The sequence below is a fragment of the Flavobacterium sp. B114r genome, from assembly GCF_056824125.1.
The window spans coordinates 5,067,131-5,084,637 of sequence record NZ_CP124858.1; the positions used below are offsets into that span (position 1 = coordinate 5,067,131).

Annotated in this window: 9 protein-coding genes; 3 read left to right on the forward strand and 6 right to left on the reverse strand. The window is 36.8% G+C overall.

Going from position 1 to position 17,507, the window contains the following annotated elements; translation table 11 throughout:
• Nucleotides 1–35: 35 nt before the first annotated feature.
• From QLQ94_RS21170 to QLQ94_RS21180, 3 genes are all read left to right on the forward strand, one after another.
• On the forward strand, nt 36–9,572 hold the full coding sequence (locus QLQ94_RS21170) for an HYR-like domain-containing protein (RefSeq protein ID WP_482498439.1): 9,537 nt from the start codon (nt 36–38) through the stop codon (nt 9,570–9,572).
• Nucleotides 9,573–9,728: 156 nt separating this feature from the next.
• Nucleotides 9,729–10,646, forward strand: a complete 918-nt coding sequence (locus QLQ94_RS21175; protein ID WP_482498440.1) for a PorP/SprF family type IX secretion system membrane protein — start codon at nt 9,729–9,731, stop codon at nt 10,644–10,646.
• Between the two features lie 12 nt (nt 10,647–10,658).
• Nucleotides 10,659–12,596 (forward strand): OmpA family protein, encoded by a 1,938-nt coding sequence (locus tag QLQ94_RS21180; RefSeq protein WP_482498442.1) that lies wholly within the window; start codon nt 10,659–10,661, stop codon nt 12,594–12,596.
• A 174-nt stretch (nt 12,597–12,770) separates the two neighbouring features.
• Here QLQ94_RS21180 and QLQ94_RS21185 read toward each other — a convergent pair whose 3' ends face one another.
• From QLQ94_RS21185 to QLQ94_RS21210, 6 genes are all read right to left on the reverse strand, one after another.
• Nucleotides 12,771–13,274, reverse strand: coding sequence for a CAP domain-containing protein (locus QLQ94_RS21185; RefSeq protein WP_482498444.1), 504 nt, complete (start codon nt 13,272–13,274; stop codon nt 12,771–12,773).
• Nucleotides 13,275–13,445: 171 nt separating this feature from the next.
• Nucleotides 13,446–14,090, reverse strand: coding sequence for a pyridoxamine 5'-phosphate oxidase (gene pdxH, locus QLQ94_RS21190; protein WP_482498446.1), 645 nt, complete (start codon nt 14,088–14,090; stop codon nt 13,446–13,448).
• Between the two features lie 88 nt (nt 14,091–14,178).
• On the reverse strand, nt 14,179–15,084 hold the full coding sequence (locus tag QLQ94_RS21195) for a ribonuclease Z (protein ID WP_482498448.1): 906 nt from the start codon (nt 15,082–15,084) through the stop codon (nt 14,179–14,181).
• A 122-nt stretch (nt 15,085–15,206) separates the two neighbouring features.
• A complete protein-coding gene (locus QLQ94_RS21200; protein ID WP_271338479.1) occupies nt 15,207–15,539 on the reverse strand; it encodes a ribonuclease Z in 333 nt (110 codons plus the stop codon).
• Nucleotides 15,540–15,801: 262 nt separating this feature from the next.
• Nucleotides 15,802–16,728 carry an aspartate carbamoyltransferase catalytic subunit gene (locus tag QLQ94_RS21205; RefSeq protein ID WP_029273654.1) on the reverse strand — a complete coding sequence of 309 codons (927 nt, stop codon included), beginning with the start codon at nt 16,726–16,728 and terminating at the stop codon, nt 15,802–15,804.
• A gap of 83 nt (nt 16,729–16,811) precedes the next feature.
• Complete coding sequence (locus tag QLQ94_RS21210; protein WP_482498450.1) at nt 16,812–17,453, reverse strand: DUF6891 domain-containing protein; 642 nt, start codon at nt 17,451–17,453, stop codon at nt 16,812–16,814.
• Nucleotides 17,454–17,507: the final 54 nt, after the last annotated feature.

The following is a 17,507-nucleotide window of genomic DNA, read 5'->3' on the forward strand; positions in this document are numbered from 1 at the left end:
AAAATATACCAGGTAAGACCTTAAAATAATTTAACATGGAAAAACTATTACTCTCTTTCAGCAATTATTTACGAGACACAAAAAAAATACATTGTATTGTATTTTTCCTTCTTTCCTCTTTTATTGGCTTTGCACAAACGATAACAACTAATAAAACCGTTACTGCGAATGCCACTAATTGTGGGATTGTGAATGTAAAAGTAGATATAACAGGTTCAAATCCACCGACCAGAAATTCTGATGTAATTTTAGTTATTGATGTATCCGGAAGTATGGGCTACCCCATTGCCGGTGATACAAAAACCTCTATGGATTATGCTAAAATTGCAGCAAAAGCTTTTGTTACTCAAGCTGCTGCTGCCAGCACTAATAATCGTATTTCAGTTGTCTCCTACACAACAACTGCAAAACTGGAGATTGGTTTGACTAGCCTAACTACTACTGGTGTAAATGCTATCAATGCAAAAATTAATGCACTAAATGCTACTAATGGAACAAATATTCAAGATGGTCTTGTAAAAGCTGAAACTGAATTAGAAACCAATGGAAGATTTAATTGTGAAACTGCAAGAAGTATCATTTTACTAACTGATGGTGTAACAACGCAAACAGGAACTACAGGATCTCCAACTTGCAATAATGCCAATATAGCATCAGTGTGTGTCACATCAGCTATAGCTGCTGCCACAAATGCTAAAACTACTGTAAAATCAAATATAACATATAATAATCAAATTTTTTCAGTTGGTTTATTTGGCGGAATTTCCGGTAATATAAATACTCCCGGAAGCGATAAATATGTGGCTAAATACACTTTGGATGGCATTCAGGGAAGTTCTTCTTACATTACACCAAATGGGGCAGATTTAACTGCAATATATAACCAAATCGCAACACAAATTTCATGGGTTGCGCAAAGTCTGATTACCAAAGAGACTGTTATTCCTGGTTTTACTATAGGTTCAATTACAACGAGCAAAGGAACTACTTCGACATCAGGACAAGTGATTACATGGAATACTGATTTTTTGAATACAGAAACCATTACTTTAACTTATCAATTAACACCAACCGGAACTGCCTGCGGAAATCAAACTGTAAGTACATCGACTTTGAATTATCAGAATTCATCTTGCGCCAGTGATTTAAAAGCTATCAGTAGTCCGAGTTATTTTGTCCCTTGCACGCCGGTAATTACAGGAACTTTAACCGCTTGCGGATCAACGACATTGACAGCAACTACAAATGCAACTTCTCCAACTTATGTTTGGTACAAAGACAATAATGTGATAGCCGGACAAACAGCTGCAACACTAACCGCAACGACTAGTGGAGTCTATACTGTAAAAGTGAAGAATGGTGCTACAAACTGCGAATTAACTTCGCTTGGATCAACTGTTACAATTAGTCCTGCGGCAGCACTTACTGCACCTGCTAATACAACTATTTCAGGATGTGGTACTGCAGCAATTACTGGACTTGTGTACAGTACAGCAAGTACCAATATAAGTTTAGCTCAATTGACAGCCGCGGGAGGAACATTGCCAAACAATGCTTTAATTGGCACCTATACCATATCCTATTCTGATACTGTATCAGGCACATGCCCGATAGTAGTAACACGAACTTTTAAAGTTTCGGCAGGTTGTGGTGACATTACTGCGGTGCAAACTATTACAATTCAAGACAATACAGCTCCAACATGGACAAGTGCTCCAACAGCCCTTAACAAAACTCTTCAATGTAGTGATACTGCCGGATTGACAACAGCACAAAACCAAGCGCCGGTTGCAACCGATAATTGTAATGGAACGGTAACTTATACTAAAACTACAGGAACTTTTGTAGCAGGAACTTGTGCCAATGCAGGAACGTATACCAATACATGGATTGCCAAAGATGTGTGTTTGAATACTTCTACAGTATTTACTCAGGTAATCACCATTCAGGATAATACAGCTCCAACATGGACAACTGCTCCAACAGCCCTTAACAAAACTCTGCAATGTAGTGATACTGCCGGATTGACAACAGCACAAAACCAAGCGCCGGTTGCAACTGATAATTGTGGTGGAACAGTAACTTATACTAAAACTGAAGGAACTTTTGTAGCTTCTGCTACTTGTGCAAATGCAGGAACCTATACCAATTCATGGATTGCAAAAGATGTGTGTTTGAATACTTCTACAGTATTTACTCAGGTAATCACCATTCAGGATAATACAGCTCCAACATGGACAAATGCTGCAACGGCTTTGAACACTACCTTACAATGTAGTGATGCGACAGGATTAACAACAGCTCAGGCTCTGAATCCTGTAGCAACTGATAATTGCTCCACAGTTACCTTAACTAAAACAACAGGAACTTTTGTAGCTTCTGCTACTTGTGCCAATGCAGGAACCTATACCAATACATGGATTGCAAAAGATGTGTGTTTGAATACTTCTACAATATTTACTCAGGTAATCACCATTCAGGATACTACTGCGCCAACATGGACAAATGCTGCAACGGCTTTGAACACTACCTTACAATGTAGTGATGCGACAGGGTTAACAACAGCTCAGGCTCTGAATCCTGCAGCAACTGATAATTGCTCAACAGTTACCTTAACTAAAACAACAGGAACTTTTGTAGCTTCTGCTACTTGTGCCAATGCAGGAACCTATACCAATACATGGATTGCAAAAGATGTGTGTTTGAATACTTCTACAGTATTTACTCAGGTAATCACCATTCAGGATACTACAGCTCCAACATGGACAACTGCTCCAACAGCCCTTAACAAAACTCTGCAATGTAGTGATACTGCCGGATTGACAACAGCACAAAACCAAGCGCCGGTTGCAACTGATAATTGTGGTGGAACAGTAACTTATACTAAAACTGAAGGAACTTTTGTAGCTTCTGCTACTTGTGCAAATGCAGGAACCTATACCAATTCATGGATTGCAAAAGATGTGTGTTTGAATACTTCTACAGTATTTACTCAGGTAATCACCATTCAGGATACTACAGCTCCAACATGGACAACTGCTCCAACAGCCCTTAACAAAACTCTGCAATGTAGTGATACTGCCGGATTGACAACAGCACAAAACCAAGCGCCGGTTGCAACCGATAATTGTGGTGGAACAGTAACTTATACTAAAACTGAAGGAACTTTTGTAGCTTCTGCTACTTGTGCAAATGCAGGAACCTATACCAATTCATGGATTGCAAAAGATGTGTGTTTGAATACTTCTACAATATTTACTCAGGTAATCACCATTCAGGATACTACAGCTCCAACATGGACAACTGCTCCAACGGCTTTAAATACTACTTTACAATGTAGTGATACTGCCGGATTGACAACAGCACAAAACCAAGCGCCAGTTGCAACTGATAATTGTGGTGGAACAGTAACTTATACTAAAACTGAAGGAACTTTTGTAGCTTCTGCTACTTGTGAAAATGCAGGAACCTATACCAATACATGGATTGCAAAAGATGTGTGTTTGAATACTTCTACAGTATTTACTCAGGTAATCACCATTCAGGATACTACAGCTCCAACATGGACAAGTGCTCCAACAGCCCTTAACAAAACTCTGCAATGTAGTGATACTGCCGGATTGACAACAGCACAAAACCAAGCGCCGGTTGCAACCGATAATTGTGGTGGAACAGTAACTTATACTAAAACTGAAGGAACTTTTGTAGCTTCTGCTACTTGTGCAAATGCAGGAACCTATACCAATTCATGGATTGCAAAAGATGTGTGTTTGAATACTTCTACAATATTTACTCAGGTAATCACCATTCAGGATACTACAGCTCCAACATGGACAACTGCTCCAACGGCTTTAAATACTACTTTACAATGTAGTGATACTGCCGGATTGACAACAGCACAAAACCAAGCGCCAGTTGCAACTGATAATTGTGGTGGAACAGTAACTTATACTAAAACTGAAGGAACTTTTGTAGCTTCTGCTACTTGTGAAAATGCAGGGACCTATACCAATACATGGATTGCAAAAGATGTGTGTTTGAATACTTCTACAGTATTTACTCAGGTAATCACCATTCAGGATACTACAGCTCCAACATGGACAAGTGCTCCAACAGCCCTTAACAAAACTCTGCAATGTAGTGATACTGCCGGATTGACAACAGCACAAAACCAAGCGCCGGTTGCAACTGATAATTGTGGTGGAACAGTAACTTATACTAAAACTAGCGGACAATTTCAAAGAGGAATTTGCGGAAGTACCGGAACTTATACTAACTCCTGGACAGCAAATGATATTTGCAATAATACCTCAACCGTATTTATTCAAGTTATCACTGTTCAGGATACAACTGTTCCAACATGGATTACACAAGAAGGATCTATAAATGTTACCGTACAATGTAGTGACATTGAAGGATTAAGTAGCGCTCAAAACCAAGCTCCAAGTGCTACTGCAAATTGCTCAATAGTAACATATACTAAAACTAATGGTCTATTTGTACCATCTCCATCTTGTGCAAATGCAGGAACTTATACCAATACATGGATAGCTAAGGATGATTGCGGAAATAGTACAGATGCTTTCACTCAAGTGATTACTATTGAAGACACTACTGCTCCAACATGGTCAACTGAAGTTGCTTCTTTAAACAAAACTATAGAATGCAGCGATGCAGCGGCTTTAATTTCGGCGCAAGCATTATCACCAACGGCTTCTGATTTATGTGATACTGATGTTTCGAATATCACTAAAATAAGTGGTTTGTTTGTAGCTTCGGCTGATTGTTCGAATGCAGGAACTTACACTAACACATGGACTACTAAAGACGATTGCGGAAATATTTCTGATATTTTCACGCAAGTGATTACGATACAAGATACTTCTGCTCCAACATGGTCAACTGAAGTTGCTTCTTTAAACAAAACCATAGAATGCAGTGATGCTGCAGCCTTAATTTCGGCGCAAGCATTATCACCAACAGCTTCTGATTTATGTGATGCTGATGTTTCGAATATCACTAAAATAAGTGGTTTGTTTGTAGCCTCTGCTGGTTGTTCGAATGCTGGAACTTACACCAACACATGGACTGCTAAAGACGATTGTGGAAATATTTCTGATACTTTCACGCAAGTGATTACAATACAGGATACTTCTGCTCCAACATGGTCAACTGAAATTGCTTCTTTAAACAAAACTATCGAATGCAGCGATGCAGCGGCTTTACTTTCGGCGCAAGCATTGTTACCAACAGCTTCTGATTTATGTGATAGTGATGTTTCGGATATCACTAAAATAAGTGGTTTGTTTGTAGCTTCGGCTGATTGTTCGAATGCAGGAACTTACACCAACACATGGACTGCTAAAGACGATTGTGGAAATATTTCTGATACTTTCACGCAAGTGATCACAATACAGGATACTTCTGCTCCAACATGGTCAACTGAAATTGCTTCTTTAAACAAAACTATAGAATGCAGCGATGCAGCAGCTTTAATTTCGGTGCAAGCATTGTTACCAACAGCTTCTGATTTATGTGATGCTGATGTTTCGGATATCACTAAAGTAAGTGGTGCATTTGTAGCTTCGACTGATTGTTCGAATGCAGGAACTTACACTAACACATGGACTGTTAAGGACGATTGCGGAAATGTTTCTGATACTTTCACGCAAGTGATTACAATACAAGATACTTCTGCTCCAACATGGTCAACGGAAGTTGCTTCTTTAAACAAAACCATAGAATGCAGTGATGCAGCAGCTTTAACTTCTGCGCAAGCATTATCACCAACAGCTTCTGATTTATGTGATACTGATGTTTCGAATATCACTAAAATAAGTGGGTTGTTTGTAGCTTCGGCTGATTGTTCGAATGCTGGAACTTATACCAACACATGGACTGTTAAAGACGATTGCGGAAATATTTCTGATACTTTCACGCAAGTGATTACGATACAAGATACTTCTGCTCCAACATGGTCAACTACTGTTGCTTCTTTAAACAAAACTATCGAATGCAGTGATGCAACAGCTTTAATTTCGGCGCAAGCATTATCACCAACAGCTTCTGATTTATGTGATAGTGATGTTTCGGATATCACTAAAATAAGTGGTTTGTTTGTAGCTTCGGCTGATTGTTCGAATGCAGGAACTTACACTAACACATGGACTGCTAAAGACGATTGTGGAAATATTTCTGATACTTTCACACAAGTGATTACAATACAAGATAATTCTGCTCCAACATGGTCAACTGAAGTTGCTTCTTTAAACAAAACAATAGAATGCAGTGATACAGCGGCTTTACTTTCGGCGCAAGCATTGTTACCAACAGCTTCTGATTTATGTGATACTGATGTTTCGAATATCACTAAAGTAAGTGGTTTGTTTGTAGCTTCGGCTGATTGTTCGAATGCAGGAACTTACACCAACACATGGACTGCTAAAGATGATTGTGGAAATATTTCTGATACTTTCACGCAAGTGATTACAATACAGGATACTTCTGCCCCAACATGGTCAACTGAAGTTGCTTCTTTAAACAAAACCATAGAATGTAGTGATGCAGCAGCTTTACTTTCGGCGCAAGCATTGTTACCAACAGCTTCTGATTTATGTGATAGTGATGTTTCGGATATCACTAAAATAAGTGGTTTGTTTGTAGCTTCGGCTGATTGTTCGAATGCAGGAACTTACACCAACACATGGACTGCTAAAGACGATTGTGGAAATATTTCTGATACTTTCACGCAAGTGATTACAATACAGGATACTTCTGCTCCAACATTTATTGGTGATCTTCCTTCTGACATTACAGTTTCTTGTGATACTGTTCCTGAACCTGCAAATATGGAGGCTTCTGATAATTGCAATGGTAATTTACCAATTGTTTTCACAGAAACTAAAAGCAATATCGTAAACGAGTGTGCTTCTAATTATACTTTAACACGCAAATGGACTACTAGTGATTGTGGTGGAAATACAACATCTTACACTCAAATTGTAACCGTTAGAGACACGACTGCCCCTACAGGAACAGCTCCGTCTGATGTCGCTAATTTGCAAAGTATTGCTGACATTCCGGCTGGTAGTCCAAATGATATAAAAGATGCTCTTGATAATTGCAGCACTACTGTAAACATCACAGTAAGCGATTCTAATAATGGAGGAAATGGTTGCGATGGAAATGCGTATATATTAACCAGAACTTATACTTTAACAGATTGTGCCGGAAATAAAACGGAACTAAAACAAACGTTTACTGTCGAAAATAAAGTTTCAGTAACAGGTGTTGTTTCTAATGTAACTTGTTTTGGAGGAAAAGATGGTTTGATCTTAGTTACTAATAGTCCTGGATCTACTGTAATTATTAGAAATGAAAACAATGAAGTTGTCAGTAATTCAAATTTACCGGCAGGAAACTATACACTTACATCAACATCATCGGTAAATGCAGGAAACGAAACTTGTTCAGCAACTGCAACGGTTGTAATTACTCAACCAAGTTATACCGTTAAAATATCCGGGCAAATAATCAACAAAGATACTAATACACCAATTGCAAATGTACCCGTTACTTTAATTCCTCAAGGTGCTACCACCGGTCCTATTTTATTATGTATAACTGGTGCTGATGGACTTTATAATTTCTCAGGTATGTCTGCCGGAAGTTATGTAGTGCAGGTTCAGGATGCTAACCTTAATAGTGCACATCAATTGTATCCTGTAGATTCAAGTTTATTCTTTACAACACTGGAAGACTGTAAAATTCAACAACATAATTTTGAATATGAAAAATCAAATCTTCCCGTTTTAGGTGATTATGTTTGGTATGATACGAATGGAAACGGAGTTCAGGATGAATGGTATGATGCTAATAATGACGGCATTGTAACCAAAAACATTCCTGACAGCAATGGAGCTATTGATTACAGCCAATGGGAATGGATTGACTTAAATGGGGATGGAAGCTACACGGGACCCTCGAATGTAGGTGAATTAAATGCCGGTGGTTTCGGAAATGCTCTGAGTTCTAATGTTATTATTGATGGTCCTAACGGATATCACGAAGAAGTAATTGTAGGTCTTACCGGATACTGGAGAGACAGACCAGGTACTGCTAATCCCTATGGAGATTATACTATTAAATTAGTAAAAGATGCTAATCTGGATGCTGTTGCTTCGGCCTTAGGAGCTACAGGTTTGGTAAAAGTTCTTCCAACAATTACAGGCAAAAAAACAACAAATAAAACACAAAAGCATACTGTTTGTAGTACTACCGGAGGCGCAAGCGGATATATTGTAACAATAACACCTGAAGATTTAGTACATCTGGATGCTGACTTTGGAGTTAATTGTAAAACATATTCTGATATTGTTGCTAACGATGATACTGGTGGTCCAATTGCCAGATCGACTACTACAACATCAAATGTTTTAAATGTATTGGTAAATGACACACTTGAAGGCCTTGTTGTAACTGCTTCTGATGTTATTATTAAAACAGTAACACCTAATGAGTTTTTACAACTTAATACTGATGGTTCAGTAAATGTTTTACCAAATGCACCTACCGGTATTTTGACATTAGTATATCAAATTTGTGAGGCTGATGAGACTTCAAACTGTGATACTGCAACTGTAACTATTACTATTGTCGATCCTGCACCTCCTACTCCCGTACTTGCTGTAAATGATGTTTATAATAATATTGGCTGTAATACATTTGGGTTAGTAGGAAACGTTTTGATCAATGACTTTAAAGGTATCATCAAAGCGTCGTTAGAATTGGTAAACTTTACATTATTAAATGAAACTAATAACGGAACAAAAACAAATCCGAACATCACTTTTGATGCTTTAGGAAATGTAAATGTATCGGGTTTAACTCCAGCAGGAACTTACACTTATAGTTATCAGATTTGCGACAAATTAAATTCAGGAAATTGTTCTACAGCGACTATTACAATAACTGTCGTTCCAAATGGAATAATAAATATTGTCAGCAAAGCTTGTAATGATGATTCAACCCTTATTGACTTACTTAAACTGTTACCGGAGAACACACCAACAACAGGAGTTTGGGTTGATTCTACTAATAGCAATACCATACAAGGAAACACTTTTAATGCATTGGGCTTAGCGCTTGGTAGTTATACTTTTGAATATAGAATCGCTGATCAAAATTGTCCTAGAAGTATTGTACTTAGTATGGAAGTAAATGATGACTGTAAAGTATTAGCCTGCGGAAATGTTGTGGTAAACAATGCTTTCTCTCCTAATGGCGACGGAATAAATGATTTTTTCAAAATAGATAATATTGATGATACAACTTGTTATCCTGAAAACAATGTAGAAATATATAATCGTTGGGGAATATTGATTTTTGAAACTGATAATTATAATAATACCTCCAACGCTTTCGACGGAACATCAAGAGGCAGAACAACTGTTAAGCAATCTGACGGACTGCCAACGGGAACTTATTTCTACATTATTAATTATAAATCATTAGATGGAAATAATGTACTTCAGAACAACAAGAAAGATGGATATTTATATATATCAAAATAACAAGAATCAATAAATCACTGTATAACAAATACATAAAAATATATTTACAAATAATTAATAGAAAAAATCCTTATTTTTGAATATACAAATGAATTGACTTTTTTTAGGATTTTAATTAATAGAAAAAATCAATAGTAATAATAAAAATAATCTACTATGAGAACAAAATTATTTTTCTTCGTCATTATGTTTGTAACCATTGCCAGTTATGCACAGCAAGATGCACAATTCACGCAATACATGTACAACACCATAACCATAAATCCGGCTTATGCAGGATCGCGAGGAGCTTTGAGTATTTTTGGTTTATATCGTACCCAATGGGTTGGACTCGACGGAGCTCCCGAGACCAGCAGTTTCTCGGTTAACAGCCCAATTAACAACAGTAATCTGGGAGTTGGTATCTCATTAATCAATGATAAAATTGGTCCTACCAATGAGAACAATCTTTCGGTTGATCTTTCGTATACCGTTCAGACATCGGCAGATTTTAAACTTTCCTTTGGTATAAAAGCCACAGGTAATTTATTCAACCTCGATGTGAGTAAATTAAATCCTGCCGATCAGGGAGATCCACAATTCCAGAATCTCGATAATGTCTTCAAGCCTAATATTGGAGCCGGGGTTTACTGGCATTCTGATAAAGCCTACATCGGATTATCAGTTCCTAATTTTATCGAAACCAATCGGTATGATGATAATGATGTGGCCATTTATAAAGATAAAATCAATTATTATTTAATTGCAGGATATGTATTTGATCTTGATAAATACCAATATATCAAGTTCAAACCTGCTGTATTGGGTAAAATGGTCGAAGGGGCACCGCTTCAGGTCGATATCTCGGCCAACTTTATGTTCATCGATAAATTTGTTGTAGGTGCAGCTTACAGATGGAGCGCCGCGGTAAGTGCCATGGTAGGCTTTCAGGTCACAGATGGCTTGTACATAGGTTACGGTTACGACCGTGAAACCACCAGACTGCAAAATTATAACTCAGGATCACATGAGATATTCCTGCGTTATGAATTCTTCAAAAACAACGGTAAAATGACAACACCACGTTTCTTCTAAAAATAAATGACTATGAAAAATTATATATTCCTTTGCCTGACCCTTATAATTGTTTTTTCATTTGACAGTTATGCCCAACAATCCAAAGTAGCGGCCGGTGATAAAAAATACGACAATTATGCTTATATCGATGCCATAAAAACCTATGAACGTGTAGCTGAGAAAGGATACAAATCCGAGGACATGTTCAAAAAACTCGGAAATTCCTATTACTTCAATTCCGACTTTGACGGTGCTGCAAAATGGTACACAGAATTGTTTGCCATGAATACTTCTGTAGAACCAGAATATTATTATAGATATGCGCAATCGCTGAAATCAACCGGACAAACTGATAAGGCCAACAAAATCCTGGCAGAGTTCAATGCCAAATTCAAAAATGACAACAGGGGAAAATTATACAAAGAAGATGTCAATTACCTTGATCAGATCAAAGCAAATTCAGGACGTTATAAAATCGAAGATGCCGGGATCAACTCCAAGTATTCCGATTACGGATCCTTTGTATACGACAACAAGGTATACTTTGCCTCGGCCAGGGATACCGGAAACTTCTCGCAGCGCAAACACAAATGGACCAATGAATATTTTACCAATTTGTATTTTGCAGATGTAGATCCTGCAACAGGCACAGCCTCGAAGGTAAACAAGTTCAAAACTTCGATCAATACCAAATTCCATGAAGCTTCACCGGCTTTTACCAAAGACGGAAAAACAGTTTATTTTACCCGAAACAATTATGTAAACGGCAAAAAAGGAAAAGATGAAAACAAAATTACTTTAGTCAAAATATACAAGGCGACCCAGGAAAACGGCAAATGGACCAACATTACAGAGCTTCCTTTCGATAGTGATAATTACAGCACGGCGCATCCTGCCCTGAGTCCGGATGAAAAGACCTTGTATTTTGCATCTGATATGCCCGGAACGTTAGGACAATCTGATATTTATAAAGTCAGCATCAATAATAACGGAGGTTATGGTACTCCTGAGAATCTAGGCAATACCATCAATACCGAAGGCAAGGAAACATTTCCATATGTCACAAGCGAAAACGAAATTTATTTTGCATCAGACGGACATCCCGGACTTGGGGGACTCGATGTATTTGTGGGTAAAATTGAGGACAACGGAACCATCAGCAATATTCAGAATGTGGGAGCCGATGTGAATTCTCCCAAAGATGATTTTGCCTATATCATAGATCCGGCTTCGCGAAGAGGTTATTTCAGCTCTAATAAAGATGGGGGTCAGGGTTCTGATGATATCTACAAATTTTTGGAAACCAGAAAACTGCAATGTGTTCAGACATTAGAAGGCATTATTACAGATCTTAATACGGGCGCAATTCTAGCGGGAACAAAAGTTACTTTATACGAAGGTACAATCCTCAAAAACACCTCAATTGCTGATGCAGGCGGCTACTATACTTTTGCTGTTGAATGTGGGAAAACCTATAACGTTAGGGCCGAGAAACAAGAGTACACAACCAAGGAAGTCAGCGTGACTATTGGAAAACTAACCGGAAAAACAAGTCTTCCTATTGCTCTGGAAAAATCAACCTGCAAGGTGACCATTGGGGATGATCTGGGAAAATGTTTTGGCATCAAAATGATTTATTTCGATTTGGATAAATCAAACATAAGAACCGAAGCAGCACTCGACCTAGAGAAAATCCTCGATGTACTAAACAACAATCCAACAATGAAACTCGATATCCGTTCCCATACAGATAGCAGGGCTACACATCAGTACAATCAGGCTTTATCAGACCGAAGAGCAAAATCGACGATTGCATGGCTGATCAAAAACGGTGTGGCCAAAAACCGATTAACAGGAAAAGGATATGGAGAAACTCAACTTGTAAACGGTTGTTCTGACGGAGTACAATGTACTGAAGAAGAACACCAAATGAACAGAAGAAGCGAATTTATTATTACAGGACTTTAAAAATCTAATGTTATTAATTAAATTCCAATATTATTTAATTCCAAATTTCAATAATGTAAATGCATACATTATTGAAATTTGGAATTTTTATTTTGGGATTTTTTCTAATAAAAAAAGTCGTTGCAAATCATAGATTTACAACGACCACTAAAAACCAACCAGTCCAATAATATTTTAAATTTTAGCGAATATATTCGTATAGTATTTTTTTCCTGTTTTAGGATCAGTTGTTACTGACAAACCAAAATGAGTAAAATCTCCCTCGATATTTTCTTTATGTCCAGGACTATCTAACCATGCTCTAACAGCTGCTTCAGAAGTTTTATAATTATAAGCTACATTTTCGCCTACTTTTTTAGCTCCTAAAACACTAACAATATTATTAGAACGTGAGGTAAAATCATTATGATCAACAACATTATTTGCAATCATGTATTTATTATGCTCTTCACATTTAAACGAAATATGATTTATTTTTTCTAATGCATTCAAACCAATACTTAAACGATAGTCATTAATAAGTTTCATGGTTTCTAACTCTGAATCATTATAGGAGTAGTTTGTTATCAGAGCTTCAGTAGTAGTACTATTATTGCTTCCCTCGGCACTATCTGCAGAGCATGAGTTCATTGTAATAAATATTACAACGAACATCATGGCACACATAATCTTTTTCATAATCAATAGCAGTTAAAATTAAAGTAAATGTTGGGGCAAATTCCTTAAATTATATTTTTAAATAAATTGTCTTGTTTTTCTTATTCAAACATATTCAATTTATCGGCAAACTGCAAAATTAATCGATGAAATACATAATTATTCAATTATTAAATATAAAAATCCTACAGACTAAGAAGAAAGTCGTTCAATCTTCCAGGAGAAATCAGATTGACTTTGATAACGAATCCTGTCGTGCAACCTATTTGGTCTTCCCTGCCAAAATTCTACCTCTAATGGAGTTACTAAATAGCCGCCCCAATTTGCAGGTCTCGGGATTGGCTTTCCTTCAAATTCTTTTTCTAATTTCTTCAAATTATCTTCCAGGAAAGTCCTTGAAGGAATCACTTCGCTCTGATGCGAAACAATTGCGCCCAACTTACTTCCGTCAGGACGAGAATCAAAATATCCATCAGAAATATTCTCAGATGTTTTTTGTGCAATACCTTTTATGATCACCTGACGTTCCATTTCCTGCCAAAAGAAAGACAAACAAACGTGCGGATTTGCAGCGATTGCTTTTCCTTTCTCTGAATCATAATTGGTATAGAAAATAAAACCTTCTTCAGAAAATTTCTTTAATAAAACTACTCTTGATTTTGGGAAACTGTCCAATCCAATGGTCGAAACGGTCATGGCATTTACTTCTCCTTTTGCACCAAAATCTTCTACCTCATGAAACCATCGGTTAAAAAGATTAATAGGATCTTCCGAAATATTAGCTTCCAGTAATTCACTTTTCTCGTAAGATTTTCTATAATTGCTTAAATCATTCATGATTGCTGATTTTAGATTGTTGATTTTAGATTGTTGACTCTAACTTTTTCGAAAACTTAGTTCCAAAGCCTCAGTATAGAAACTGAGATTAAAACTCAAAACTTCTTCCATCGTCTCCTAAAAGTACATTTGGAAAGATTTCTTCGGCTTCTTCTTTAAAGCGTTCAATACCATCATATCTTGTAGAATAATGACCCAGAACCAATTGTTTTGCATTTGCTTTCAATGCAATTCTGGCTGCTTCTTTAGCTGTTGAATGCAATGTTTTTAAAGCCAGAAGAGCTTCTGATTCTAAAAAAGTTGATTCATGATACAACACGTCAACATCTTTTATAATCGGTAAAATGTCTTCATGATAAACAGTATCAGAACAAAATGCATAACTCATTTCTGGAATTGGATCGAAAGATAATTTCTCATTTTCAATTACAGTTCCGTCGTCAAGCGTAACATCTCCGCCATTCTTTATTTTTTGATAATAAGCAGTATGAATATCATATTGCTGAACTGCATCAACATTCAGTTTTCTTTCACCTGGTTTTTCCTGAAATAAAAATCCGTTCGTATATACACGATGTTTTAACGGAATAGTTTTTACAATTACTCTGTTATCTTCAAAAATAACTTCGCTTTCTTTTGATTCTAATTCATGAAAGAACAACTCATAAGTCGTCCAGGAATTGGATAATCTAAGTTGTAAAGTAATGATTTCCTTTACTCCTTTTGGACCATAAATATGAAGATCCGTAGTACGTCCTAAAAGTGCAAAAGTCGAGATGGTTCCAATTAGTCCAAAAAAGTGATCACCGTGCAAATGCGAAATAAAAATGTGATTAATTTTTGAAAATTTAATCTTGTTTTTACGCAATTGTACCTGAGTTCCTTCACCACAATCAATTAAAAACAATCTGTTCTTAATTTCTAAAACCTGCGAAGTTGGGTTGGTAATAGTTCTGGGAGTTGCGGCATAACAGCCAAGTATGGTAAGTTTCAATTTTATGTTTATTCGTTTATGTGGTTAACTGTGTAATCGTAAAATTGGTACTTGGTTGAATCGCAAATTGATTAAACAGCTGAACGATTAACCGATTAAACAGCTAAACTATTAATCATTTTTTAAAAACCGAGGTCTCTTTCAATTTCATCCATTTCAATTATATCGTGCGCCTCTAAAACCGACGGAACCACGATTAATTTTTCTGAAATAGCATTAAAGTCAAGATCAGCGACTACAATTACAAACGACTTTTTGGCTTTTTTTTGCTGTTTTACAAGTGGTAAAAAAAGTTTCAAATCTTTTTCAGTCAAACCTGCATCTGCTGATAAATCGATTATAATATTTTGTTTTTCAAAGGTTTTAAATTGCTGCGTTACTTTTTCCAGAAAAGCATTAAAATCTCCCTGTGTATCTTTAATCGTAACGGTATGTCCTTTTTGATCTACTTTCATCTTCTAATTTATAGGCGCTATTGAGAAGCTAAGGTACAATTTTTTTAGTTTTCAGTCGCAGTGTCAGTTTTCAGTTTTTTAAACTTTGTGATTTCAGTTTTCAATCGCAGTCGCTGTTTTCAGTTTTCATTCTCAATTTTGTCAGGCTGAGCGAAGTCGAAGCCCGTTCCTATTGGTGCGCCCTTCGACTTCGCTCAGGGTGACAGCCGTTTATAAGCCTGTCATTGACACTGCAGACTGAGACCGAAACTGTAAACTAAACTTACTGAATCTTAGACGCCAATAAATAAATCACCGCCATTCTGATTGCAACACCATTCTCTACCTGATTCAAAATCACTGAATGATCGGAATCTGCAACTTCAGAAGTGATCTCTACTCCTCTGTTGATTGGTCCCGGGTGCATGATGACGATTTCTTTTCCAAGAGAATCTAATAAAGGTTTATCGACTCCGTATTGTTGTGCGTATTCACGTGTTGATGGGAAGAAGTTCACATCCATACGTTCGTTTTGTACACGAAGCATATTGGCTACATCGCACCATTCCAAAGCTTTTCTTAGATTGGGTTCAACTGTAACACCAAGTGATTCGATATATCTTGGGATCAATGTTTTTGGTCCGCAAACTTTTACTTCGGCGCCTTGCATTTGCAATGCATATATATTAGATAAAGCTACTCTTGAATGTAGAATATCGCCTACAATAACTACTTTTTTTCCGGCTACATCTCCTAATTTTTCCCTAATCGAATAACTGTCTAATAAAGCCTGTGTTGGATGCTCATGTGCTCCGTCTCCGGCGTTTACAATACTTGCTTTGACATTTTTGGATAAAAAATAAGCCGCTCCGGGATTGGAGTGGCGCATTACTACCATGTCTACTTTCATGGAAAGAATATTGTTTACTGTATCGATCAGGGTTTCTCCTTTTTTAACCGAAGACTGAGCTGCCGAAAAACTGATAACATCAGCAGATAATCGTTTTTGTGCCAACTCGAACGAAAGTTTTGTTCTGGTACTATTTTCAAAGAAAATATTGGCAATGGTTATATCTCGTAATGAAGGAACTTTTTTAATCGGTCTGTTAATGACTTCTTTAAAATGATCGGCAGTTTCAAAAATCAGGTTAATATCATTCTCATTGATGTATTTTATTCCTAATAAATGATTTACGCTTAATTCTTTCATTTTTATTTCTTTAATATTTATTTGTCAAATTCATGAATTTCTGAAACACTCAGTCTTTCAATGCTTCTAAAAAGAGAAGCTGCTTATTGAACCATTCTGTCTACAACTTCACTGTAATCCTGGAGATCTCTTGCATCTTCATCAAAAATCTTTTGCCATCTGAAACCCGGAATTTCGATTTTAGTTTTAGCAGAGCCATTCCAGATTATTTTAAAATCGTTGTTTATTAAAACCTCAGCCACTACTTTCCCTACTTCTATTGTCGTTGCATCATCAGAATTATCTACTTTCTGAAAAGCGATAAACAAACTTGGATTTTCGATTGCAATTGCTCTCGCCAAATCTTGTTCGTGATAAAAACAATAACCGTCAGATTCTACTTCGTTTTCCTGCAGTTCTCTTTCTACCTCAACCACTTCATATTCACCGTCGGTTGTGGTGTAACCTGCGTTGTGAAGTGCGACGATGTTTTCATCACCCAATTCATCAAACGCTTTTATTAGCCTTTCAGTATCTGTTGGACTTTCCCATTGTTTACTTTCTGCCAGTAATTTTTGGTATTCTTCTCTTATTTTGTCAAAAGCCCACTCTTCTGAGATTTCATCTGCAAATTCGTTGTCTTCAATTTCTTCTATAATGTTCTCCTGAATCTCATCAAGGGAAAGAAATCCCATTCTGACCTGATTAAAAATTGATTCATAAATAAACGCTTCATTCTCTGTCATGTTTTTTTGTTTATTCGTTGATTGTTTAAGCGTTTATTTGTTTGATTGTTTAAT

Coding starts and splice junctions, on each gene's coding strand:
- QLQ94_RS21200 (WP_271338479.1), bottom strand. CDS start 15,539: ATGAAAGTAGATCAAAAAGGACATACCGTTACGATTAAAGATACACAG.
- pdxH (WP_482498446.1), bottom strand. CDS start 14,090: ATGAATGATTTAAGCAATTATAGAAAATCTTACGAGAAAAGTGAATTA.
- QLQ94_RS21205 (WP_029273654.1), bottom strand. CDS start 16,728: ATGAAAGAATTAAGCGTAAATCATTTATTAGGAATAAAATACATCAAT.
- QLQ94_RS21180 (WP_482498442.1), top strand. CDS start 10,659: ATGAAAAATTATATATTCCTTTGCCTGACCCTTATAATTGTTTTTTCA.
- QLQ94_RS21170 (WP_482498439.1), top strand. CDS start 36: ATGGAAAAACTATTACTCTCTTTCAGCAATTATTTACGAGACACAAAA.
- QLQ94_RS21185 (WP_482498444.1), bottom strand. CDS start 13,274: ATGAAAAAGATTATGTGTGCCATGATGTTCGTTGTAATATTTATTACA.
- QLQ94_RS21175 (WP_482498440.1), top strand. CDS start 9,729: ATGAGAACAAAATTATTTTTCTTCGTCATTATGTTTGTAACCATTGCC.
- QLQ94_RS21210 (WP_482498450.1), bottom strand. CDS start 17,453: ATGACAGAGAATGAAGCGTTTATTTATGAATCAATTTTTAATCAGGTC.